Here is a 24,998-nt window from a genome sequence, read left to right as displayed (position 1 = left end):
ATATATTCATTACTATAATCATGATCGTATTAAAATAAAACTAAAAGGAATGAGTCCTGTACAATACAGAACTCATTTCTCGCAAGCTGCTTAAAAATATGTGTCTAACTTTTTGGGTTCACTTCAACAATCAAGTGCTTTAAGTTTGCAAGTTTTATAGTGACAGTGTGACACCCTCTACATGTTATGACAAATAATACATTAAAACTTATTTGCCAAGTTTACATACGATTCAAAATAAACTTCTATATCATTTTCAACACTTGTTCCTTCACATTTTCGTCAAACTTAGCTCCTTCTACATTTGCTCCCTTCCAAACTACATTATCTAGCTTGGCACCGGTGAAATTCGCATCCGTAAAGTCCCCATTTAAAAGGGTTGCTCCTGTTAAATCTGCATTTGTAAAGTCTGCATTTCTAGCATCTACTTCTGATAAATTTGCATTTTCCAAATCCGTCTTTTCAAATTTACCATTTGTAAGATTGGCACTGCTAAAATCCGTTCCAGTGCAATACGCCTGTGTAGCATCAATTCCAGATAAATTCGCATGGCGAAAAGTAGCATGATTTAAAATTGTTCCAACTAGTTCTCCATATGAAAAATCAACTTCGTCAAAACATGTTTCAAAACAACTACTTATATTCAATTTCGCATATTTCATATTCGCTTTAGAGAAATTCGCTTCACCAAACCTACAATCTGCAATGTGTATTTCCTCTAAATTACAACTTCTGAAATCAGCCAACTCAAAATCACAATCATGAAACGATGCTCTCATTAATGAAGAAGCCCCTAACATGACCCGTTTTGCCATAATACGATCTCCCATTACCTCTGACAGGTCTGAAAAAGTAAGGTCCAAATCACTCATATCTAGCCCATCTATAACCTCATCATTGTATTGAGATCGATTTAATATTTCCATGACTCTTATTCTATCATTACTTTTCTCATTCATGATTACGAATTCCTTTCATTTAACTTTCCAGATAGTCCTTCCAAACGACATTTGGAGAATAGGTTACAACCATCCGACTTTCATGAAAACTCGGTATAGCCATTGCTTGAGCTGGTTCCAAATATTTCATTACATGTAACCAACTATCAAGCAATGTATCATTATCAGCTTCTAATGGATTTTGTAAAAGATCTATACAAATCCCACCCCAATCCAGTTCTGATACGACAGCTGGACTATTTAGTAATAATTCCTTATCAAACATTTCTAAAATATTACCACTAAAATATGTTCTAGCCCCTAGTCCTAAGGGACCGTTAGGAAGAAATCTAACCGGTATAGGTAGAGACGAAATATTCATCCACTTCTGTAAGCGTTCACGTTCGGTGTTCCAAGGATTGGGTACTGGCCAACAAATTTGAGCTACTCCAAAACGAGGTTTCGCAATTTCCGAGATTTGATCAGATAATGCAAAAAAATCTGGCCATAATTTTTGTGGTATAGATTTATGAAACTCAAACTTCAAAAATGAACGATGGCTCCAATTAACTTGAAAACTCCCTCTATAGTTCACAGATTTATCACGATACAGGTGAACTTCAGATACCCTACGCTCCGAAATTACTTTTTCTAGAATTTCCTGACGGTTATATTCTACCCGTACCGTTTCACAGTTGCCCCAATGAGTAGGAGCAAATTTCTCATTTGACTCAAACACATCCAAAAGACGAAGTAATACTTCTTCTTCATTAAAAGATACTGTGGGGTACATTGAAATTGAAAAATAATTAGGTTTCATTTATATCCTCCCTTAATATTAAAAAAATAAAGTTACATAACATTTTTCATTCACAGTTTCATCCATACACCCCCACCAGGTACAGTTGGATCAGCTTCCCATTTGTGCGTCACTTTACCACTATTTGGATCAGTATAGTAAATTTCACTGTTTTCTCCTAAAGGCCCACTTGGTCTTGGCTGAGGAGGAATCCCATTTAAATCGGGTACGTCACTTGATATTGTCACAACATGTCTTCCATCTTTATCTTCGAGCATTTCTCTTTCAGCTCGCATTTGACTGTCATTATGAATAACGTGTTCTTTGTCACTTATTTTGTGTTTGTGATCATGAACTAAGTCAATTTCACCCTTAGCATTATACCCTATACTGTCTGGACGCGTAAGATGCCCTTCACTGGATGTATGCGTAACAACCTTACCAACGTTATTGTCCTTTAATTCACGACCTAAATGTTCGCTCAAAGCATCTCTACCTTTTGCTTCTTCTTCTCTTCCACGCTCTCGGCTCTTTCTTAAATTTTCAGTCTTATCATTCCAATCTTTACGATCTAAAGGTGGTTCTGTTTCTTCACAATGACGGTCATATCTAATATCATCTGCTACGTCATACTCTCCTCGCACTTCAGCTTCATCTATTTTCTTTCGATAATATTTTTCTCGTTCTGGAGTTAGTTTAATTTTGTTTGGTTTCGTATTACTACCTTTAACTGTATCCTTACCAAAAACCTTCTCCACATTCTCCTTCATAAGCTGATAAGTATCTTTCAGAGAGTTTGATCCTCCGAATTTCCCTCCACTTGCTAGCGCAGGTTCAGGGAATAAATTCGGGATCTCAATATTTTTAATCTTCTCCACAACATTCTTCATACTATCCGGCAACTTATTCATTAATGCCGTTATTTCTTCCAACTTACCAACTATTTTACTATTTTTCGCGGCTACCTGAAAGACTTTTGTACCCTCTGCGAATTTTCCGAATGCAGCTGTTCCTTTCACTGCGGCGGTTACTTCACCGACGCCGACAAAACAACTACCAATATCAAATATCGCGCCACCAAGAGCATAAGGATCGGTCAATGCTTTTTCCACATAACCTTTTACGGAGTTAACTAGTGCCTTACCATACTTAGGATAATCCTGCCAGCTGATGATGGCTTGTCCAAGATTTTTTATCGTATTACCTGCTCCGTAAATATCGTCCAGTTTCCATTGTTCTGTTTCTACGCCACGTATCGAATTAAAGCCCCACTCACCAAGCTCCCAGGCTAGGTGAACTAATTTCGTTGCACCTATCGCAATCCCACTAATCGCGGAACCTGCCGCCCCTATAAAACCTTCTAACACCAAGAGATCATCAGAAAGTCCTTTCAGGAAAGGAATGTTCTCCCCTACCCATTTTGTACCTTTTCTCAATACATCCCATTTCTCACCAGCACTCTTGGAAAAGTTTTGAAGCCAAGCCTCCACTGGATGATTGTCCGCCCATTCCTCTTGCTTTTTCTTCATTTCTCTTTCAGCTTGCAGTTTCGCTTCTTTTTCCGCTTTCGTGATTTGTGTATCCATTTCATGAATGCCTTTTGCCAATGCATCTTGCGCAAAGAAGGCTTGAAGTTTCGGATCAGTATGAGATAAACTACCCATCTGCCCTGCAATTTGAACTTGTTTGTTTAGGGCATCGAGAGTGTTTTCCGCATTGCTTTTTTCTTTTTTGCTTTCAAATTGCTGTACTTTTTGAATTGTATCCTCTAGTTCTTTGCTGGCTGCAACCAGTTTTTCATCAAACTGGCTGTTCGGCATACTCAGTGAAATCAAATCACTTACGCTGTTGTAAATATTAGAGATGCGACTATCCATTTCATGCTTCTTGGGTTGGAGATTGGAAAGTTTGTTTTGTGTTTGCAGTAATGCATCTTCCAGAATAATCGCATTCTCATCACTTTCTCCCGTTGTTGACTGAAAATCCTTTAAAGTTGTCAACATTTCCACAATGAGCAATTCATTGGTAACTTTCAACCCAGTCACAACTGCACTTTGGTTATTATTGATGTCGTTGACAATCGCATTTCCTGTTGCACCCTGCATGGCATCGGCCTGGATAATCCCATTCAATGCGTTTTTGGCTTGTTCAAGTTGATCATTGGTTTTACTGGTGTCTTTTTGGAGTTTTGCCAGTACTTCAAGGAATTCCTTTAAATCTACTTGAAAGCCCATTTAATCCGCCTCTCTTTCTGGTGAAGTATGAACAGCTTCATAGAAGGCAAGCGCTTTATCTAGTGGTAAAAAGGCACTGGATAACTTGCCATTTGCTACTTGCATACTTCGTAAGAAAGTAAAAGCAAATTGTTCTTCCCATTCATTCGTCATCCCAGGTGAAACGACCCGCTTAATCATCATATTGGACACATAAATCGCTGGTGTGTTACTCATTTCACCAAACGGCCACAAGTAACCAAGATAATCTACCACATAATCGTTAAATCCCTCTCTTAACGGTACTTTGCGCCCTGTTAAAATCACGAGTTCTCCGATTTTACTGTCCTTAAACATGTTTTGAATCACTTCTGGCATCATGTCTATGTCCAATTCCACAACGGTACCCAGCGGCAAAATTTCACTATAACACGCATCAATCAAACCCATCAAACGTAAAAATTGAGAAAATGGAATGTCTAATTGCGTTTCCAATCGTTCAAAATGAATTGCCTCATTCGGATAATCAAAAGTCACTGAGAATTTTGCGCCGATTTTTGGTTTGTTTTCAAAGACATCTTCTTGATTTCGAAACGCCTTGTAAACCTCACGAAAAAGGGAAGGCTGATTCCCCAGCAAGTTACCCATTTGTAATAGTTCGTCAGTAATCTCTAAATCTAATGTTTTGTCATTTTGTAAAACAACTTCTAAAAGTTCTCGTTTGTTATATTCGACCATATTATTTGAACCTCACTGTGTTTTGTTGGATTACATTCGCCATTTTGGCATCTTCATCGACAATTTTGTCCGCGACGGCTTTCATTTTGCCTGTGTCAGCAGAAGATACTCCTTTAAATGCTTCTAAAGTTGTTCCGGCTTTCTCTACTAAATTTTGAAAACCCGTCAACCGAGATAGATTATTCTTGGTAATGTTCGGTGAGGGAACTTTCTCTATCCGACTAACTGCGCTCTCTGCATTTGTGACTGCTCCGGTAAATTTCCCCTTATCTATACCTATTTTTCCCATTGGTATTTTCTCCTTTTTTTATAACATAGAACGCAAACCGCTAATACTTGCTGAAATGCTCGCAATAGCGTCACCTATTATAGACTGATCCATTTCTAATAGCATGATTTTACTATTCATCGCGTTTAGCTTTTCATTGTGCTTCTCTTTATCTGCATCAAGCGCTGTTGTGATTTCTTCTAATTTTGTATCGAATTTATTACGACGTGTTCCTTTGAACTGGCTTGTTGTTAGACTCCTGCCTAAATTGGTAAACTCTTTCTTATAAGAATCAAAATGATGAAGTTCTTCCTGTAAAGATCTCTTTGCGGCTTTTAAGCGCTCTAACTTTTGGGCATTTGCCCTGTGACTAGCCATTTTACTATCATAACTTGCCTTAAATCGATCAACACGTGCATGGATATCCGCTTTTCGTGCAGCTTCTTTGGCTTTATCTTCTTCTTGAGCCATAATGTTTTCCCTCCTCAAAATCTATTTCCCTATCAAGACTATCTTTCTGTTTATAACTACTCAGCCATACACACCACTCGCAGATAAAATTGATCTACTCACTAACTAATTTCACCCGTCCTGCATTTCGTCCAACAAAGAAATGAGACTCATCTAATTCCACTGTAGGTTCACTATAACTAGATTTCACATTTATTAATCCTTGATCAGCTAAACGTGTTCCAATCATCCCTGCTGGAATATTTGCTCGTAATCGTTTATTAAATTCATCATAACTGTTCTCAATTTGTTTTTGATTGCCGTGGAAAATGAAATAAACACCTACTTTAGAACCATTTTTTAAGTATTTATTGAATGTTTCATCCGAAATAAATGTTTTATCTCCAAATATTTGCGCATCTGGAATATACACAAACATCGGTTGATTTTCACTTTGTGTCTCTCTTTCTTCAATTTCACTCATTAGATCATTAACAAAAGTACTGTACTCCATATCTGATACAATCACATCGAAGCTTTCTTTGAATCTGCCAAATCGTTCGCTCCCATTAAACACAATTCTTTGTGCTTTCCCTTCAAAATGTTTAAAGTTTTGAACGATTATACGCTCAATATATTCCGTTTGCTGTGGCGTATCGTCTCCAATCACAAAATAACCATGTTTTTCTGGTACAAAACCAATGACATTTGTGGTTTCTTTACTTAGAGCAAGTGGTAGTTGTAGATTATCTAACATCTCTTGTACCTGTGGATTTGTATAAAAATCATGCATAGAGATCGTTTTAGATAACATCGGAATCTTGGTAGGACGTGTGCCCTTCCATTGCTGATTCATCTGTGCAATCTCTTGCTCTAAATTATTCAATCGATCAATATCATTTTTTCCATGAGTTGGTAAATAAATTTGAACTTCATGTGGCTCGTCTAGTTTGATTTGCGCTCGTCCAACAATTTCTTGCGAAATCAAAGCATCACGTCCTACAACATCTCGAATTGCACCTTCTTCCACAAGGAATAGCCCAATATGTGATGGAATATTACTCGCCATACTCATTCTGAAGCTGTTCGTACGAAGAACCGTCATAACTACATAGAGTCCCAAACTTGCTCCTTCTCGTAAAAGCTGATTTAACACAGATTCTATAGCTTCCTCTAAAGGACTCTCCTTAATTGAGTCAAAACCATCAACAATGGTAACAATCCCTGGCAACTGCTTTCCTGATTTCTCTTCATATTGAGACAGACTTGCGACACCATACTCTGTAAATGCGTCTTTTCGACTTTGAATTTCTTTGCGAATTCGTTTGAGGAACTTCATCAGTTTTTCTTCTTCCTCTAACCGAACAATATCCACCACATGCGGTAAATTTTTTATTGGAAGTAAACCATTCGTACCAAAATCAAATAAGTTAAACTGGACCTGTTCAGGATTGTTAATTCTTGATAAATTCATTACAAGAGTTTGTAATGCAGTGGATTTCCCAAAGCCTGGAGATCCATAGATTGCAAGGTGACTCAACTCTTCTAAATTAAGTAAAAAGTCAATTTGTTCTTGTCTTGATGGAATATCCATCAAACCAAATGGAACTGAAAGATTTCTTTTTAAATCCCCTGAAGTTACCACATTAATCTTTGGACTATCAATTTCTGTTTTTAATGGAGGTAACCAAGGTTTTTCAGGAAGAACTGCATTTGTTTTTTCAGCATGAATCACAATATCTTCTACAATCGCGTCCAATTGTGTTTGTTTTTCCTCCTTTTTCATGGATACTTCATCATCTTGGGATAAATCTGTAGTTAACAATTCGTGCTGGCCCAATTGATTAATTAGCCAAATTCTTTCGTCTACTTTTTCTTCATATTGTGCATCTGGATTATAAGTTGCTCCACTCCACGCAGATTGAAACAGTTCATAAATTTCATTGTTTCCGACCTGTAAATACGCTCGTCCTGGTTGAGTAATCGTTGCTGCATCAGGTGTTTTAATAATTTCATTTGAATCACTTGGATCAGCTACTTTTAATGCTAATTTGAATCGTGAGTTTGACCAAATCTGGTCGTCCACTACTCCACTTGGCTTTTGAGTAGCTAAAATCAAATGAACTCCTAACGAACGACCAATACGTGCAGTTGATACTAGCTCAGCCATAAAGTCCGGTTCATTTGCTTTTAATTCTGCAAATTCATCGCTGATTAAGAAAAGGTGCGGTAATGGTTCTGATGGATATTTTTTCTTTTCTACAGGATCAGTAATTTCTTTTCCCTGTTTGTACAACTTGGTATACCCATTAATATGATTAACACCAAATTCACCAAATTTCCGTTGTCTCTTTTGCAATTCTGCTCGAATACTTTGTAATGCTCTTGCAGAACTTGCACCGTCTAAGTTTGTAATCGATCCTAAAAGATGTGGTAAATTCTTAAATAAATTCGCCATACCTCCACCCTTAAAATCAATCGGTAAAAAGCCAACGTCTTCTGGTGCAAAATTTACTGCTAAAGATAAAATATAACTTTGGACAATTTCCGATTTACCAGATCCTGTTGTACCCGCCACGAGTCCATGTGGGCCATGTGCTCGTTCGTGTAAATTCAAATAAACAATGTCATCTTTTCCTCGAACACCCAAAGGAACAGCTAATGACTTTGAAGTGTCTGCTTTTTCCCAACGAGCACCAATATGTAACTCTCCAACATTTTTCACATCATATAATTCTAGAAAGTCAATCGATTCTGGAATCGCATTTTTCTCTACCTCAACATGTTCTAAATTAGCTAAGCGTTTTATTGCTTGCTCAATTGGATAACTTTTAGGTAAATGGTTGGGAACAAAAAGTTGATTCACGTACTCATTATTATTATTAATTAATACCGCGGATTCGTTACTTTGATAATCAATAACTGTGGTTGCTGTCTCTGGCAACATGTTTAACGCGTCTTTCCCCCAAATGACCGTAACACCGTATTGACTCATATCTTCAGCTAAAAATTCATTTAATCCATGCCCAGAGAGCCAGCTCTCGTCTAAAATCGTAAACATATAATGCGGAGCAAAGGTTACTTTCTCATTGCCCGCCTCTTTGACTTGTTGCCGACGTTTTGTTAACAACTGATAGAACGAATTTAAAACCATGTCACGTGTCTGTGAATTATGAATAATTCCTCGTAAATTTAAGCTCCGTATTTGAAAATGTGGCAACCAACGCCATGCATGCCAGCAATCTTGATAATCTTCTTCTGGAACTAATGCTACAAATTCTACATCTCTATAAGAATGTAAAACGGAAAGCTGAAATAATAATGTCTGTGCAGCTATTCGTAGTACTGTTTTTGTTCCTGCAAGTCCTAACGTTTGATTTAACGTCGAGATGGCAATAGGTGCATCTTTTAACGTTTGATGTGGCCAAACAACTTTTTCTTCTGCAAATTTACTTAAAGCATCATCTTCTTCTCTTGAATGATAACTGACTTTATAACTACTTTGAATCTCTCCATGACCCAAACGAATACTTAAAAAATCAGCATTTGTCATAGTTTTTTCATAAATTCGTGGACTGTATTCTTTTGTCATCAAAGACAATGAATCCATATCAGGAAAGTTATACGTTAAAGCTTCAAATTGCTTTTGAGAGAGCAACGACAATTCTTTTTCCTTTTGAATAAGATACTTTTCATAGTACTCACTTCGCTTAAGATTCTTTTGTTTCACTTCTTTCTTATTCGTAATATAACTTGAAACAGAGAACCCTGCCGTGAGTAAACTTACTCCTCCCATGCTTAACATCATAATAGGGTTTCCATTACTTAATACGCTCGTTGCACCACTTAAAACAACCATTGCCAATGGCGGAACAATCGTACGCAATAATTCATTTCTCCCATCAGTTTCCTCAGCTCTTGGAGGTTGAATTGCTATCTCTTCTTTAGGCTCTCGTAAATGAATTCTTGGACTACGTCTAAATTCAGGGAAATTTTTGGGGTATTCTGGAATAAATATCTCGTTAATAATCTCCCAAGAATTTAGTGAAAATTCATTGGTTATCTTACACAACTTAAATTGTTTTTCTCTCAATTCAATAAGCACACCATCAATAACAAGTTGATCCCCTACAGACAAAACTTTTTCTAATCGATCTACTTTCTTTCCATTAAAGTAAACTAATACCCCATTTGAAAACAGATTTAACTGGTAAGTTTCATTCTTTTCATTAAATGTGACCAGGGCAAAAGCCTTAGTCGGAATGGTGATTCCTGAGTCCTTTGAAGAAGAAATCACAAAATTTGTTTTCGGCTTGATAGTAGTTAAAACTTCTAATTTTTCATGAGGTAACGCGAGAATTCCGTCCTTCATATCACCTGTCCATGGATCTTGATCCATGAACAAATGCGTGCCATCAAAAGAAATTTCATGGTTACCAATCTTAAGTGATGGCTTTGACATTGTTAGTTCGTGACGCGAAAATATATGACCAAATGAAAAAATATCATAGAGTACAGACGCTTTATTTACAATTTGATCATCAATTGGTACACCTTCACTAGATAATCTATTGTTTAGATTTCTGATCATCCGTCTTCCCCTCCAATAACTTCATGTACTTTTCCATCTCTTCCTTATATTTCGAAAGTAATTCTTGTTTCTTCGAACCATTCATCTTGTTATCTGCATTTGTTACATCATAAACTTTTGTATAGGCGTGAAGAATATATTGATTATCTCCAATATTTTTAGCAATATTTAAGGCCTTTTCAAAGTCTCCTTTTCCTATATAGATCCAATAAAGTAATGTGTTATCATTTGATTTTTGGGAAATAGTCCCTAATACAGATTCTTTCTGCTCATTAGACAAGCTATCTAGTTGAATCGAGCTCACTGCTAACACATATTGTGCGCTTTTAGGAAGATTCTCTGGTTTGTCTTCCTTTAAAGAATCTAGAACATCTGAATAATTATTTGAAATAAACTTTGATTCGGCACTTATGATTCGTTTTTGCTGAGGTACAATATTTAATGAATATATCCCTACCCCTATTGAAAGACCTAATGTTGCAAGTCCAAGAATAATTGTTCCCCACTTAAAAACAGTGTAATTTCTACTTTTCACCAGTATGCTTGTAGCATTTCTTATTTCCTTTTGAATCGCAACTGTTTCCATTAGTAACTTGTCTATCTCTTCAAACGAAGAAGATTCTTGAATTTTTTCGGAAAAAGGATCTCGGACTGCACCGGCCCCATCAATAAGACTCTCAAAATCCAGTTTTGGATTTAAAATATAAAGAAGTAATGCCTTGTATTGTTTTAGATATACTTCTTCTGTTGAAAGATAAGGAATAACGGTATTCATTACGCCACGATGACCAATAAACAACTCTTCCCCAAAAATAAAGATATTTTTAGGGTGGATAAATGGCGTTACTGGTTGGTTAAGATATTCTTTTAAGAAATTTACTTTTTGTGCTAAAAGAAGGCGATCAAATGCATCTAATTTTTTAACATATTGTTCAAGCGAAAAAGATAATTCATCTTTTTCATAAGTGATAATGATCTGTTCTTCATTCGCCACTTCTATCTTTCCAGTTAAAAAGTGTGGTGCTTTATTTAAAAATAACTGGAATTGCTTTACACCTGACAAAGAATATTGATTAGCTGTTAAGTGCACTTTAATAAAAGTAGATGTAGTTTCCTCTTTAATAACTATCAAACTATTTTTCATTTCACCCATACTCTAGTGTTCCTCCAAACTCCCTATAATTTCTTTTACGACTAATTGATCGCCATCCGCCAATGGATATTTCGCCAATATAACATTTTCATCTAAATGAATTGGCTTATTTTTTACTTCCAATGAAAAATGAGTGGGCAATTCTATATTTACTAAAGATAATGAATCAACCAATAGTTCTTTCAATCTATTAGAAGAAACCTGATTAGGTATTGTTAAATCAAGTATTTGCTCATTAACATGAAGTTCGATATTAATCATTGTTCTTTCTGCCATTGTTTACTCCTTTTTCCGAATAAATAGGTTTGAAAATCTTTTACCTAATAACCAGCCTAAAATTAATATTCCAGTCACACCCATGCTTAACAGTATCCAGAAGGTCCATCTAGGAATTTCATAATTGGTATGTTCCACAGTTGCTTCATTTTCATTAGAAGCTTTGTAGTCTTTAGAAAACAGCTTCTTGGTAATTGTATCCTGTGGTTTCTTTTCTACACTCTCATCGTTAAGAAATACTTTTTCTTTTATACTTGAAATACTCTTTATATTTTCTTTCTCAAGTTCCTTATTTTTTGTGTTTTTGTCTTTTAAAAACAAATCTTCTATCCCTGTAACAGAATTTTTATTTTTATCACTTTCTTTTTCATAAATCACGTTGTTATGAATCGTTAGTCTTCCATCTTCAGCATAAGCTAGTCTGTTAAAACTAGTAAACAGATTTGTCACACAAAAAGAAATTAGAAGAAAAAAAACGAGAAATTTTGGTTTTATCATTTTTTCCAAATTCGTACATCCTTTCTCCTAACAACATAAGCTATTACTCTTGTTCAGCTTTCTCTGACTTTTTCACACCTGGAAAGGCAATGAAATTCGTACCAATTCCTACAACAATAATAATTATCAATAACAAGTAACTTTCCCATCCAACATGTATATTATTGCTTAGTGCTGTATAACCATTTTCTATGTTTTGAAGCGGTGAAAAACGATAAAATAAATCGACAATACTACCCGGACGAGTACTCATTCCTAATAATGGTGTTAACATGAGATATAATCCTAAAAGTGAAGCACAAACATAGAGTGTTATATTTTTAAACTGACGAGAAAAACCTGTTATTAATAAAGTTCCACCTAAAATATTTAGGAACGTGTAACTAAACCAAGAGATATTAAACACTCCCAAAATACTAAAAGTAGTTATTCCAGCAAAGAATAGTGAGATAATTAGACTGACACCTGTTATCTTCATAACATTAGGAACATTTAGCCATGCCCTTGTAGGTGTAATAAAAACCATATCTTCCGTAATTTCTCTGCGTTGAATAGTACGACATAAGGAAATGCCGGTAATGACTGAAAGAACAGCTCCAACAAGCGTCATATAGTAAGGAATAATAGAAGTCTGGCGAGTAGCTTCAAAACTTCCTTTTGTAGCAAGTGGGGCTGATAGAAAATTGAATACTTTATAATTATCTGCTCCACCTTGTTTGGTATTAGAAAGTACTTTGCTAAACTCTTCTGAGTATTGTTCATTTTTACTTGTATTCTTTTGAATTCGAGTGACTGAAGTATTTAAATTATTCAAAACAGTATCTGCATTTTTTTGAACATTATCTGTAGTTTCTTTTAACTCCTGAATTTTTGGAGAAATGTCATGAGCTTTCGCTGCAGATTTTTCTATACTTTCAGCCGAGCTCTTTGAATTCTGAACTAAATCTTCCATTTCTTTAACTAAGCTATCTGTTTCTGAAGAAATTGATGTTGTATCGTTCTCTGCAGGATGTAGATTTTCTGCACTGTTTACAGGTTCTTCTTGGATTTTTTCATTTTCTTTCCCTGATTGATACGTTTCATTAATCTGTTGATTGGCTTGCACAAACCAATTATTTAACTTTTCTGCTTCATTCAGAAACTTCTGAGGTTCAGTCATTAGATTTAAAGTTCCATATAACGTATTTTTCGTTTTACCATCATTTTCATCCGTTGTTGATCCAATTGTTTCTTGTAAATCTTTTATTTGGTCTTCAATACCTGTATAGAGTTGATTTCCTTTATTCTTAAATTCTTCATAAATTTTATCTGTAATAGCCTCTATCTTTTGTTCATCTGTGCTATTGTTATACATACGATAAACAGAGTTTGGATTTGCCAACTCTTCGAGAGTCTTCTCTTGATTTTCAGTTTCGTTAATCATATCTGCATAGCCATCAATAGATATGGAATTTTCTGGATTACCAAATAAGGTAACAATTTGCTGTGCAGTGCTATCAAGCATTTGAAATTGTTTCAATAACTCAGGTAAGTCAGATATTAAACTCTTATTTACATCTATATATTCTGCATAACTAGAATTCACTTGAGTTTGCTCATTAACAATCCATGAATAATCAACAGAGACAAAAGAGTTTTTCTTCATCTCTTCACCCAAGGTCCAATCAATATCCGCCTTAAACGTTAGGCTAAAACTTGAAGGTAACGGCGGAAGATCCTTTTCTTCAGAGGTTGGCTTATTAGGATCATTTTCTGTTTCTGGTTTCGGCTCTGCTTCCGGTTTCGATTCTGGTTCCGGCTTCGATTCTGGTTCCGGCTTCGGCTCTGCTTCTGGTTTCGGTTCCGGTTTCGGTTCTGGTTTCGGTTCTGGTTCTGTGGGGTTCTTTTTCAATGAAATACTGAATTCATGATTAGAAACTTCACTCCACTCAGACATGTACCCATATGGTTTGAGTTTTTGATCCAATTCTGTTTTTAACACCGGTAAAAGATCCTTCAAATTTCTTATTCCTAAACTTCCTTGTTCTGTATGGTCTGTCACCAAAGAGATTCTATTATCTTTTGTTGGATCAATAGATATAGTGACCTCCCTACTATTTATAGAAATTATAGAGTCATGTTCAGAATTAGCTTCTAGATAGGAAAAGTTTCCTTCCTTTCCTATTTCTTTTTCAAAATTTTTCGCATAACGCCGAACTATAGTTAGCTCATCTTGGAATTTTTTGGATTGAGAATCAGTTATAATATTCTCAGCAATTAACTTTTGTAAAAGATGTTCTAAAGTGTCTGCTGGAATTTGTGGTAGACTTCCTTCTATTATTTCACGATAACGATTATCTAAATTAACTTTATTTTCTTTTGAATCAGCCATTAGTTTCACAATCGCCTGTTTAATATCCTCCTCAGAAGCTGTATCCGGATTTTTTTCTGCACTTCCATAATAAGTTTGTGCAATCTGTTTTCTTAAATCATTAAGAGTTTCAACTTGCGATTGCAATTGCTTAATTTCATCTTTTAGTTCATCAATTCGAGCAGTTTGTGTTTCTTGAAATAGCTTGGCGTTTAGCAAGAAGTCCTTATAAACTCCAGCTGAATTCACTTCATCTGTTTCCAATGTATAAAAGTTTCCTAGTTGGTTAAACACTGATTGGTTCAAGCCATCATATTTTGCTTTATATCCCGATAAATCAGATTGCCGTTGGGTTTCTAATTGCGTTTTCTGTAAGTTAAATTGATCCTCAAATTGCTTTAAGGAATCTTTTAACTTTTCATTTGTTTTATTGATATTCTCGTTAACTGATTTTTGGGCTTCTTTTGTCGAGGTACTGCCTGCTTCTAAGCTCTTATTATTACTATCCATTAGAGTTTTTACGGATGAAACAAATGCTTGTTGTTCTGAGAGAAAATTTTTATTATCTTCATCAAGAATACTCGAAACATTTGATAAATTATCAAACCCTCCCGATAACTCCTTAAATGGATTTTGAATATTTGTCATCAGATATTTCTTAGCATCAGTTTCTGCTCCAACAATTTTATTAACATTTCGTTGGGCTTCTGATAAATTTCCTACAATACTTGAGAAATACATCTGCACAATTCGTTGATTGAAATTTTTCAAAATATCATTTACTTGTGTTTGAACGGCTTGATTGGATATCTCATTTTGCCCTTTACGTACACGATAATTAATGGTCGCCTGTTCTGGTGCCATACTTTGAAGGGACAAAAGACGTTCGGAGAAATCTTGAGGAATAATAATTTCTGCATCAAATTGACCATTCTCAATTCCTGCATTAGCAATATTCCTACTGACCGTCTGCCAACTATTTTTGGAATCTTGATTAATCAGAGTAACAAAGTCCGCACCTAGGTCATACTTCCTCCCCTCAAAAACAGCCCCTTTATCTTCATTCACTAAAACATATTGAACCTTGGATACTTTTTGATTTGTAGACCGGTACACATTATCATCTTTAAAACCAAAATAAGTGAAAGTCAAAATAAGAAATAATCCACCAAGTATAATGACGAGTAATGGAAAATAACTCTTATATTTTTTTATCAAAATACATTTCTTCCTTTCAGATAAATTAAAAAAGGTGTCAGCACAATGAGTTGCACTGACCCCTTTTAAAAAAATTAACTTAAGCCAAACGAACTTGCATCCTGACGATCACGATCTGCGACAGTATCTGCATATTTGGTCAACTGCATATGAATACTTTGTAATAAATTTTCCATTTGTTTCACATTACCTTCAAGCTGTTTGTATTGGTCCAAGTAAGCTCGAAAAGCTTCCCCCTGCCATTCTTGGGCAATCACTGAATTCATAGAATTCACCTTACGAATAGCGTCTTCAATTTGTGAAGAAGCAGTTTGATAAATTTTCGCCTGAGATTTTAGTTGTTCGGGTGTGACTGTAATAGCTCCTGCCATAAAATCATCTCCTTGTTTTTTACTATCCATATGTACGGATAACATCATTCTAAAGCAACTTTGATTCTATTGCAACAATTTCCATCATTGGCAAAATATTAAACAAGAACGATTAGAATGTCATGTTTATAGAAAACCCATTTCCATTTTTTTATGTTCTTTTACTATGTTCAAAATGCGACAATTGATTCTAAAAAAGAAACAACAGGAATTAAGTGAATATAAAACAATTAGAATGATTCAAGATCATTTATACCTTTTGTATCAAGCCATACAAAAAAAACCAAAAAAAATAACAAAGATCTTAATCCGTCTGTTTCACCGGTTTTGGTGCAAAATTCCAAGACTCTTGCAAGTAATCTCCTAATCTTGGACATACTGATAGTATGACTCTAAAAAAGGTGCGTGATCAGTCAGTATGGAAAAGGAAAATTTGTTTAAATGGAAGCATTATCAGCCTGAACTAATCTTATTAACAGTAAGGCGGTACCTACGGTACAATTTGTGCTTCCGTAACCTGGTGGAAATGATGGAGGAAAGAGGATTATCAATTGCTCACACAACGATTATGCGCTGGGTTCATCAATATGGACCTCAACTAGAAGAGAAAGTACGACATCATCTTAAATCAACAAATGATTCGTGGAGAGTCGATGAAACCTATATTAAAGTAAAAGGTCAATGGATGTACTTATATCGTGCAGTTGATTCAGAGGGTAATACAATTGATTTTTATCTAAGTAAATCAAGAGATAAACAAGCAGCCAAGCGCTTTTTCAAGAAAGCCTTGGCTTTTTCGTATGTTTCTAAACCTCGCGTGATAACGGTAGATAAGAACCCTGCCTATCCTGTAGCGATTCAAGAGTTGAAGGGAGAGAAACATATGCCTGAAGACATACAACTAAGACAAGTTAGATATCTCAATAATATAGTGGAACAAGATCATCGTTTTATTAAGAAACGTGTGCGTTCTATGTTGGGATTCAAGTCATTTAAAACAGCAACCTCTATATTGAGTGGTGTTGAAGCCATGCATATGATGAAAAAGGGGTAACTTGTTTTACTGGACAAGTCTGTCCAAAACCAGAAAGAATTTATTCATAAATTGTTTGGCTTAGCTTCATAAGATAGAAATGAAGAGAAAATTACTACTCTATGTTTCTAACTAACATTTTTGCACCAGAACCTTTTTAGCTAATTCGTTAAGATCAGCAGATTGCTTCATACCTTTGTAAAACACTAGAAAAAGGTAGCAAACTGGAAATTATTTCTCTATAATTAAACTTAGGGCTTATAGGGAGGGAGCTATATCCAATCATCTGGTTGTGTAGATTAAAAGTATAATAGAGGAAAAACAGGGGGAAGAGGAATGTCAAAAAAATTAATGACTTTATTTTCTGTTGCGATGGTTACAGCTCTTATGATAACTGGTTGTGGTCAAAGTGATAAAGCAACTACCGAACAAAAAGAGAATGTGACAAAAGAAAATAAGGAAGAGAAAAAAGATTCACAAAAAGAAAATAAAGAAGAAAAAACGGATACATCAAAAGAAAAAGAATCTAAAGATACAAAAGCTAAATCAAACGATTATTCAAAGCTTATCTCATATATGGAAAAAGAAACACAAGGGAAAACGAAAGTCCTTTATGAAAACAAAGAACCGCAAGTACATAAGTTACAAGATGTTTCAGTATCACTTGACAACTACACATTAGTTGAATTAAATGATTTTCATACCGATTTTAATATCCCTTTTAACGACCAAACAAATGGTGGGGTTATTCTTGCACACTATACTGTAAAGAATGATTCAAATAAAGATGTTTATTATATGCCAAATTTAAATATAACATTTACAGGTGCTAAGAGAGATTACAGTAACTATAAGGATTTAATTCCAAAGGAAGAACAATTACCTACAAAGCTATCTCCAAGCAATAATTATTTAGTAAAAGCTAAGGAAAGCATTTCTGGTTATATTGCATATCCATTTGGTAAAGATGATTTAACAAAAATTTTAGAGCTATCGACAGTTTCAGTCAAAGTTCCTGAAGCACAAGCGAATAAAGGAAAATATGACGCCCCAATTGGAAGTGCTGGAAATTTGGCATTAAGTTTAAATAAACAAGGTGATCAAAAAGTTACAACAGATAAAACTTTTTATCAAGATAAAGCAACAGCTGAAAACATGGGCGAGAAGTCAATGCTAAATGAGAAATCAAACATTAATAAAAGTGAGCAATTAGGTGCTACAAAAGTTACATTAGATGGATATCAATTTACCAAATTCACACCAAATTCCGTTGAAGCCCCTCGATTTGAAAGTTTCAAAAATGGAATTGTTTTATTAACAGTTAAATTTAAACTCGATAACAAAGAGACCGAAGATATTTCGTTGTCTCCAATAAGTTCTAAATTAAGTGTTAATGATGGTGCACAATATACACTCAACGAAGGTATGTTACTAAATTACAAATATGGTGATTCGATTAAAACTGGAGCATCAGGAGAGTTATTACAGATTTTCATTTTAGACCAGGAGCAATATGAAAAGATTTGGAAAAACAAAAACTTTGAGATTGAATTAGGTCCTATGATGAATAAAGATGCAAAAGACATTTCCAAAGGACACAAAGTGAAATTTACATTACCAAAATAGAATAGATATTTTCCAATGGTTTCACACAAAAAACTAAATATGTAGCTATAACCCTGAACCCTCTTCAAGCTGACGAAGAGGGTTCTTTACAGAATTTCAGAACGTGAAAGCCCACTATGGTGCGGTAGCACCCCCTTTAGGGGTGGGATAAGAGTTCGGTCAGACAAGAGAGGGCTTGTGCCTCCTTAGTTGTCTGAAAACATGCTATACTTAGCGTATAGACAAGTACAAGTCTTTAAAACAATCTCGTTCGTTGATAATTAGATATAGTATAAGGTTCGATAGCCTAACTCACGCTATCGGTAAAACTATATGTGTCGTGAAGTACAACACGCAAAAACATATGCAAACCAACATCTGAACGGTATGGTAACAGTACCGTAGCCCACGAACCTATATGGTCTGTCATGGGAGGGGCAATGAGATGCCCTCATCTTGAAGGCTGTTCAAAATAGAAATGGACTGCGAACGTTTAGTCATTCAAGAATCCCACTCGTTAATCCGTAAGAATTAGGGCTTGCGACTTTAGTCGTGGGAGTCTCAATTGTTGTTAGTTTAGAATAAAGTTTGATTAAAAATGATGCCCAAACCCTTATTTTTTAGCAACCAAAAAGACCCCATTTTGAAAAAAGATTAATCAAAATGAAGTCTTTGCTTTTGGATAAACTTTTTGTTTTATAAAAAAGTTTGATTAAAGCTTACTTATAATTCTTTAATCGAAAAGGAATAAAACAATGTAACGTATGACTTTATTTTAAAGCCACAACAATAAGTCTTCTTTTTTTATATATTAGTAATGTCAAACATATTTCTTTCAATTTGATTCCAAATATCATTGATTTTTGTAGTTTCGAATCGTCTAAACAGGGTTGAAATACTAATTTGGCTCTCTTCTTTTAATTCGTTGTAAGTTAATCTTCTATTGTATTTTTTGTATACCCGAACTAACTCTTTTTCACACGTACTTAATTCAATAGGCTTCTTTCCACCTTTATATTCATGGCGAAATCCGCACTCTTCCCTTAATTTTTTCATTGTAGAAAAGTATTGACGATATATATCAAATGAAAATACTGTCTGATCAGTTAGCTCAGGAATAGTAGCAGCACGACCTAATTTTTCACTAATCATTTTGTATTCATTTTTCAGTACTTCTTTTGAAATTTCATCATACTTTTTAACCTCAATTAGCTGTTTGCAACATAATAAAGTTTCTGGCCAACTTTGATTTAATCTTATCTTTAAAGTATCGCTATAAGGGTATCGTTTTTTATTTCTTTTACTGTTATAAATGCTCTTTCTTGTGGAGCCTATGCGCTCAAACTCTTGATTTAGTTGTTCATATATTATTTCTTTAGGAATGTACTTTAAATGGTTATTTAAATCATATAGACCTGATTTAACAACAATTTGAGGAAAAGCTAAATTGAGTTTTTTACGCAATGTCTCACTTGTATAATGCAGATCACCTTTCTTTGCATCATACACTTCCGCAGTTTTAACATCTTCTTTCTCCAAAACCTCTTTTACATGTTTTAACAATTCATTCTCGCAATATACAATGTCTTTTCGTCTCATTATTGGTTCATTATTTGTATATTTCATCTCACACCACCGAACATTTGACAGTTTTCATTTCATAATAAATTATTAATAATTATATTATAATACAAATTAGATGAATTTTTGAAAAATATAACTATTGGTTTAGATTGAACTACTCACCACTTAACATCCTTACGGACTGTTTGAAGTGGGAGATTCCTAAGTACAGAGTTCTATCGAACTCTAATGGATTAGGCTATCCCCGTAGTTCCTACGGTTAAGAGACGAATTGCTTCGTTTCTAAGATTGAGCGCTGCATTTCGATCTCTATCGTGATGTGTGCCACAAGAAGAGCAATCCCACTCACGAATTGTTAGATTTTTAACATCTTTGTTTTTGGATTCACAATTGGAACATAATTGACTAAAAGCAAATGTTTTAGATACTACAACAACTTGTTTTCCATACCACTTTGCTTTATATTCCAACATAGTTCGAAATTGTGACCAAGATACTTCACTAATCGCTTTTGCAAGCTTTCTATTTTTGAGCATATTACTGATTTGTAAGTCTTCCATACCGATGGCATCGTGGTTTTTGATGATTTCAGTAGAGAGCTTATGTAAGTAATCGGCTCTTGCATTTGCAATATGTTCATGGATTCTTGCAACTTTCACACGTTGTTTATTCCAGTTCGAAGAACCTTGCGTTCTTCTGGAAAGGATACGCTGTGCTTTTGTTAACTTCTCTTCTAATGTACGGAAGAATTTAGGGTTCTTGTATGTGGTACCCTCAGAAAGAATAGCAAAATCTTTTAATCCAACGTCAATTCCACAAGTGGATTGAGTTTTAGGCATCTCTTGTACTTCTGTTTCGACAAGGATAGATACAAAGTATTTACCACTTGGGTTACGTCGAATCGTTGCATTTAGAATACGACCTTCTACTTCACGACTTTTGGCAAAGCGAACAAGGCCAAGTTTCGGTAATTTCATTTTGTTACCTGCAATCGCGATATTGCCGTTCGTTTGCTTAGTTGTGTAGGATTGAATTTTATTGTTTTTAGACTTGAATCGTGGAATATCATTCTGTTTCTTGAAAAAACGTAAAAAAGCATCTGCGAGGTTTTTTAATGTGGATTGAAGAGCGATACTATCTACTTCTTTTAACCAAATCGTATCATTTTGCTTCTTTAATTGAGTGAGCTCGGCAGAGCAAGAATGATAGGTTAATCCCTTTCCTGTTTCTTTATAAGTTTCATTCCAAAGGGCGAGGAAACGATTAAATACAAAGCGACTGCAACCAATGGTTTTAGCAATTATTATTTCCTGTTCCTTATTTGGATAGATACGAAATTTATATGCCTTATTTACTAACATGGGTTGCACCTCACTTTTTAGTATGATGACTACAGTATACTAAAAAACGTAGGCTTTCGCCTACCGACATTCATCTCCTACCTAAAATTGGTGTTTCACACCTTCACATTTTTAAGGAAGGAGTCTTCTGTCAGAAGATGATAAAAAGTGTGTAGGGAAAATCCGTATCTAAATTTTTGAAGTTTAATCTTGTTTCTAAGACAGCAAAATGACTTGTATCTAATTTTTTCCCGCGAGATAAAAATCTGTTTTCAATACCTCTCATAGCCATCAATTCTAAGGAGCGAGGATGTAATGTCATTGCTCTAGAATTTCGTATACGATCCACTCTTCTTTCCAACACAACAACTTTTATACCTTGAATAGCTAATTCACATGCAGTCATTAATCCTACTGAACCACCACCAACAACTGCTACATGATAATGATTTCCCATGTCATACCCTCCATGTATTTGATTGATTAGGACTAATCAATCAAATACATGTACACATAATAGATTCCCAGTTAATAAATATCATGTGTTATGTATGCAAGTATATCTCATTTTTGTTTCCTAGGAAACAAAAATGCACTTAGAATATAAAAAATGAGGTGATAAACTCGTTCTTCCCCACTGTATCGAATTCTCATAAACAATTATGGAAAGATAAAATTTTCGTTTTGAGGAACATCTAATTTCTTAGGTTGATGGACATATATGGTGCCCCCTAATACACCTCCCATATTTTTGTGATAACGCCGAATTTTCTGTTATTTTTTGAGGAGTATATTAATTTTCTTAATAATCTCTCCTTCTTTTAACTCCATTTATAAAATGGTGCTCATTATGAAATAGTGCTCATACAGTTTAGTTCGAAGTATAGTTTAAATTTATTCTAGATTTTGTTTTAAATCAAAACCTACATTAATCTATCGCATGCATTTGAAAATGTTATCCGGCAATCTGTCCCTTTAGTGGAGTAATATACTGGTGCTTTACAACCTAGAAATGGGCATATCAATCTATGATATGCCCATTCTTATCGTATAAACTAGCTCTTCACCAATTTTCTCACAAGCCCTATGATCCAGTTAGGTCGAGAAACTTCATTGTAGAGAGCCATATTTATAAAACAGATTCTTTGTGAATTATTAATAACCTTTGTGTCCATGACTATCAAATTTATAGGTTTTCCCTCCAATTTCAACAGTGGTACTTTGATAAATTGAACCATCCTCTATAGCATAATATGTAAAGTATCCGTAATAAGGGAAATGATACCCACCACCGACTTGGAACCATCCGATCTTAGCTGCTCCAGATTCATCGAAGTAATACCATTTACCATCAATTTGTTGCCAGCCCGTTTGCATTACGCCTTTATCATCAAAATGATATATCTTGCCATTAACTTTTTTGAAACCTGTCAGTGCGGCTTGTCCATCATTGTTAAAATAATATTTTTTTCCGTCAATAGTTTCATGACCATCGAAAGTATAGTGCTGACCATCTTTAAAATGATAATTTTTTCCATCAATTACTTTCCAGCCCGAGTAGGTAGCCCCATCCTCTAAGCTGTAATATACCAATGCAGCCTGCTCTGGTAAAGAGATTTTGGAGACCCCTGTCTTTCTAATTGAGCCACCCTTCTCAAACATTAATTTCTTTCCGTTAAAATCAACAGCAGTAATTTTATTTAGTGCTTTACCCTCTAAGTCAGATGCCCTTTCAAGCACACCTTTATCAGAAAAGTGAAGAATTACATTTTGATTTTCTAGACTTAGTTTATTTGTATTAACATTGTAATCTTTAAAATAATAAATATTCCCGTCAATTTCTCGCAGACCGTCTTGAACATACACTCCAGAAGCATCAGAGTAGTACGGGCCATTCCAGGCTGATCGTTGCAAAGCGCCAGAATCATTAAAGTGATAATACTTACCCTCAATTTGTGAATTAGAGCCTGAGGCCATTCTGTTAGAATCCGGATCAAAATAATACGTACTTCCTTCGATTTCTTGCCATCCCTTTAAAAGAACTCCTGAAGAATCTGCATAATACCAAACAGGATCTTGGTCACCTTGGTTTACCCAACTATTCTTTATCAATTTTCCTGAGGAATTATATGCAGTCCAAATAGAGTTATCATTTTTATCATTACTTCTGAACTCTACACCTTCATAATTCTGTTTCTGATTTTCTTTACCTGGATACCAGTCTCTTAACCAGTTATGAACTTCATTGTTGTTTTTTTCTGTGAAACGAATTTCGGATTTGAAACTCCAATCCGTACCAAATTGCTGAATGTAAGAATTACCAGCCAAACTCACTCCATTTTTGTTTATCAAGCGGAATTGAACTTTATTGTCAGGAGACTTTTCGTCGATTTGGACAAGTTCGAACACTTCGTCATCACCAATTGAATCGGAATACTGAAGTGCATTTCCTTCTTTCCCTGAAAGATATTTTGAACCTGTTTTTACCAATACTTTATTCGTTCCCTTCTTATAAGGGATAATTTGATAAGCTTTACCGTCATTTAGTGTACTAAATGGTAGGGAAATAGGTGTCTCTAGGATGTTAGTAGATTCCGCCAATATATTAGTTGACCGGTTGTTAAAATCTGCACGAGCTTCAGGGTTATTTATAACATAATTAGAAAGAACTTCTCTACCCACCGGATGTGAAGTCAATGTTGCTACCTGCTTTTGTTCTTCTGTTAAATAAGAAAAGCGGTCCACCCCTAAACCTTTAAATCCATCTAGAGAATTTGCTCCAAACCTTTTCTTGTAAAATTCGTCAACTAGAACTTTATTTTGACCAGATGTTTTTTCTACAAATAAGGTAATTTCTTGATTAAGTGCAACTCCAGTTTTTCCTTCGTCCAACTGGGCTTGTGTAATGTAAAGAAGATCATGCTCTGAAACAGATTCTGCATATGGCTTTAAATCTACAATGGTACCAGCTTCTGTAATCTTAAGTTGCTGTCCCGATTTTAAGTTTTTAATTTCACTTTTTCCATTTGGATAGAGGACTTTAATTGGTCTAGTAAAATTCGAATCACCTTTTGTATGATGTACAGAAATATTGAATTCCCCCGATTTAAAATTAGGAGCTCTATAAGATACATTCTCTGCATATGGACCAGTGTACGTAGTCAGGTCAGGATCCCCCACCTCTATGCCAAGTGCTTCCCAAACGTTTGCTAGTATTCCTAATGAAGTAATACCTACATCAAGCACTGTAGCTACCCCTGCATTAGCCTTGTTCTCAGCAATAGGGGCTACAGAAAATAAAATACCTAATGCTGCTGTAGCAGGAATTATTTTTTTTCCAATTCTAGTTACTTTAAATGTTTTCTTCATCTTTTGTCCTCACTTAGTAAGATTTTTCACTTTTGAATAATCCAAAATCAATATTTGTAAGTTCATCTTACTTTAAGCATCTTTCATTTCCCTTTCATAAATGTTACAAAAGGCTTTCATTGAATTTATCTATAATAGCTGAAGTAATAAAAAAGCACCTTGAATTCCATTTTCTCGGTAGAATTCATTATACCTACCATAAGG

At 34.9% G+C, this 24,998-nt stretch carries 17 protein-coding genes and 3 pseudogenes; 4 read left to right on the top strand and 16 right to left on the bottom strand.

Features of this window, described 5'->3' with window-relative positions:
* Positions 1–94 (top strand): IS3 family transposase (locus AAIE21_RS26815; RefSeq protein WP_343267758.1); only part of this gene is annotated, 94 nt, incomplete at its 5' end.
* A 151-nt stretch (positions 95–245) separates the two neighbouring features.
* On the opposite strand, the gene AAIE21_RS26810 is transcribed toward AAIE21_RS26815, so the two are convergent.
* The 12 genes from AAIE21_RS26810 to AAIE21_RS26755 form a co-directional block, all read right to left on the bottom strand.
* The gene (locus tag AAIE21_RS26810; protein WP_343269506.1) at positions 246–959 is read right to left on the bottom strand and encodes a pentapeptide repeat-containing protein; all 714 of its coding nucleotides are present in this window, start codon (positions 957–959) and stop codon (positions 246–248) included.
* Positions 960–978: 19 nt separating this feature from the next.
* Positions 979–1,758 (bottom strand): hypothetical protein, encoded by a 780-nt coding sequence (locus tag AAIE21_RS26805; RefSeq protein ID WP_343269505.1) that lies wholly within the window; start codon positions 1,756–1,758, stop codon positions 979–981.
* A 50-nt stretch (positions 1,759–1,808) separates the two neighbouring features.
* Complete coding sequence (locus AAIE21_RS26800; protein ID WP_343269504.1) at positions 1,809–3,971, bottom strand: T7SS effector LXG polymorphic toxin; 2,163 nt, start codon at positions 3,969–3,971, stop codon at positions 1,809–1,811.
* Positions 3,972–4,688, bottom strand: a complete 717-nt coding sequence (locus tag AAIE21_RS26795; protein ID WP_343269503.1) for a DUF4176 domain-containing protein — start codon at positions 4,686–4,688, stop codon at positions 3,972–3,974.
* A 1-nt stretch (position 4,689) separates the two neighbouring features.
* Entirely contained in the window at positions 4,690–4,977 is a 288-nt protein-coding gene (locus AAIE21_RS26790) for a TIGR04197 family type VII secretion effector (RefSeq protein ID WP_343269502.1), read from the bottom strand.
* An 18-nt stretch (positions 4,978–4,995) separates the two neighbouring features.
* Positions 4,996–5,427 (bottom strand): DUF5082 family protein, encoded by a 432-nt coding sequence (locus AAIE21_RS26785; RefSeq protein WP_343269501.1) that lies wholly within the window; start codon positions 5,425–5,427, stop codon positions 4,996–4,998.
* A 94-nt stretch (positions 5,428–5,521) separates the two neighbouring features.
* Positions 5,522–9,997: a type VII secretion protein EssC gene (gene essC / locus AAIE21_RS26780; RefSeq protein WP_343269500.1), complete on the bottom strand. Its 4,476-nt coding sequence runs from the start codon at positions 9,995–9,997 to the stop codon at positions 5,522–5,524.
* Entirely contained in the window at positions 9,975–11,150 is a 1,176-nt protein-coding gene (gene essB, locus AAIE21_RS26775) for a type VII secretion protein EssB (RefSeq protein WP_343269499.1), read from the bottom strand. Before essB ends, essC begins: the two co-directional genes overlap by 23 nt.
* Positions 11,151–11,153: 3 nt before the next feature.
* A complete protein-coding gene (locus tag AAIE21_RS26770; protein WP_343269498.1) occupies positions 11,154–11,426 on the bottom strand; it encodes an EsaB/YukD family protein in 273 nt (90 codons plus the stop codon).
* 3 nt (positions 11,427–11,429) lie between these two features.
* Complete coding sequence (locus AAIE21_RS26765; protein WP_343269508.1) at positions 11,430–11,924, bottom strand: type VII secretion protein EssA; 495 nt, start codon at positions 11,922–11,924, stop codon at positions 11,430–11,432.
* A gap of 43 nt (positions 11,925–11,967) precedes the next feature.
* The gene (gene esaA, locus AAIE21_RS26760; RefSeq protein WP_343269497.1) at positions 11,968–15,492 is read right to left on the bottom strand and encodes a type VII secretion protein EsaA; all 3,525 of its coding nucleotides are present in this window, start codon (positions 15,490–15,492) and stop codon (positions 11,968–11,970) included.
* 74 nt (positions 15,493–15,566) lie between these two features.
* Positions 15,567–15,863: a WXG100 family type VII secretion target gene (locus AAIE21_RS26755; RefSeq protein WP_070140264.1), complete on the bottom strand. Its 297-nt coding sequence runs from the start codon at positions 15,861–15,863 to the stop codon at positions 15,567–15,569.
* 82 nt (positions 15,864–15,945) lie between these two features.
* On the opposite strand from AAIE21_RS26755, the pseudogene AAIE21_RS26750 reads away from it, so the two are divergent.
* From AAIE21_RS26750 to AAIE21_RS26740, 3 genes and pseudogenes are all read left to right on the top strand, one after another.
* A pseudogene (locus AAIE21_RS26750) lies at positions 15,946–16,185 on the top strand (IS4 family transposase); the annotation flags it as partial.
* A 96-nt stretch (positions 16,186–16,281) separates the two neighbouring features.
* Positions 16,282–16,989 (top strand): annotated as a pseudogene (locus AAIE21_RS26745) (IS6 family transposase).
* A 243-nt stretch (positions 16,990–17,232) separates the two neighbouring features.
* Complete coding sequence (locus AAIE21_RS26740) at positions 17,233–18,522, top strand: DUF5068 domain-containing protein (protein WP_343269496.1); 1,290 nt, start codon at positions 17,233–17,235, stop codon at positions 18,520–18,522.
* A gap of 783 nt (positions 18,523–19,305) precedes the next feature.
* Here AAIE21_RS26740 and AAIE21_RS26735 read toward each other — a convergent pair.
* From AAIE21_RS26735 to AAIE21_RS26720, 4 genes and pseudogenes are all read right to left on the bottom strand, one after another.
* Positions 19,306–20,127: a hypothetical protein gene (locus AAIE21_RS26735; protein ID WP_343269495.1), complete on the bottom strand. Its 822-nt coding sequence runs from the start codon at positions 20,125–20,127 to the stop codon at positions 19,306–19,308.
* A gap of 191 nt (positions 20,128–20,318) precedes the next feature.
* Positions 20,319–21,446 carry an IS200/IS605 family element RNA-guided endonuclease TnpB gene (tnpB, locus tag AAIE21_RS26730; protein WP_343269494.1) on the bottom strand — a complete coding sequence of 376 codons (1,128 nt, stop codon included), beginning with the start codon at positions 21,444–21,446 and terminating at the stop codon, positions 20,319–20,321.
* A gap of 139 nt (positions 21,447–21,585) precedes the next feature.
* Positions 21,586–21,882: pseudogene (locus AAIE21_RS26725) on the bottom strand (FAD-dependent oxidoreductase); the annotation flags it as partial.
* Positions 21,883–22,580: 698 nt separating this feature from the next.
* Entirely contained in the window at positions 22,581–24,794 is a 2,214-nt protein-coding gene (locus AAIE21_RS26720; protein WP_343269493.1) for an N-acetylmuramoyl-L-alanine amidase family protein, read from the bottom strand.
* Positions 24,795–24,998: the final 204 nt, after the last annotated feature.

It is taken from the genome of Paenibacillus sp. 102 (assembly GCF_039549175.1).
Lineage (GTDB): Bacteria > Bacillota > Bacilli > Bacillales > Bacillaceae_G > Bacillus_A.
The sequence above is the reverse complement of the archived record's forward strand: the minus strand, read 5'-3'. Positions and strand labels throughout refer to the sequence as shown.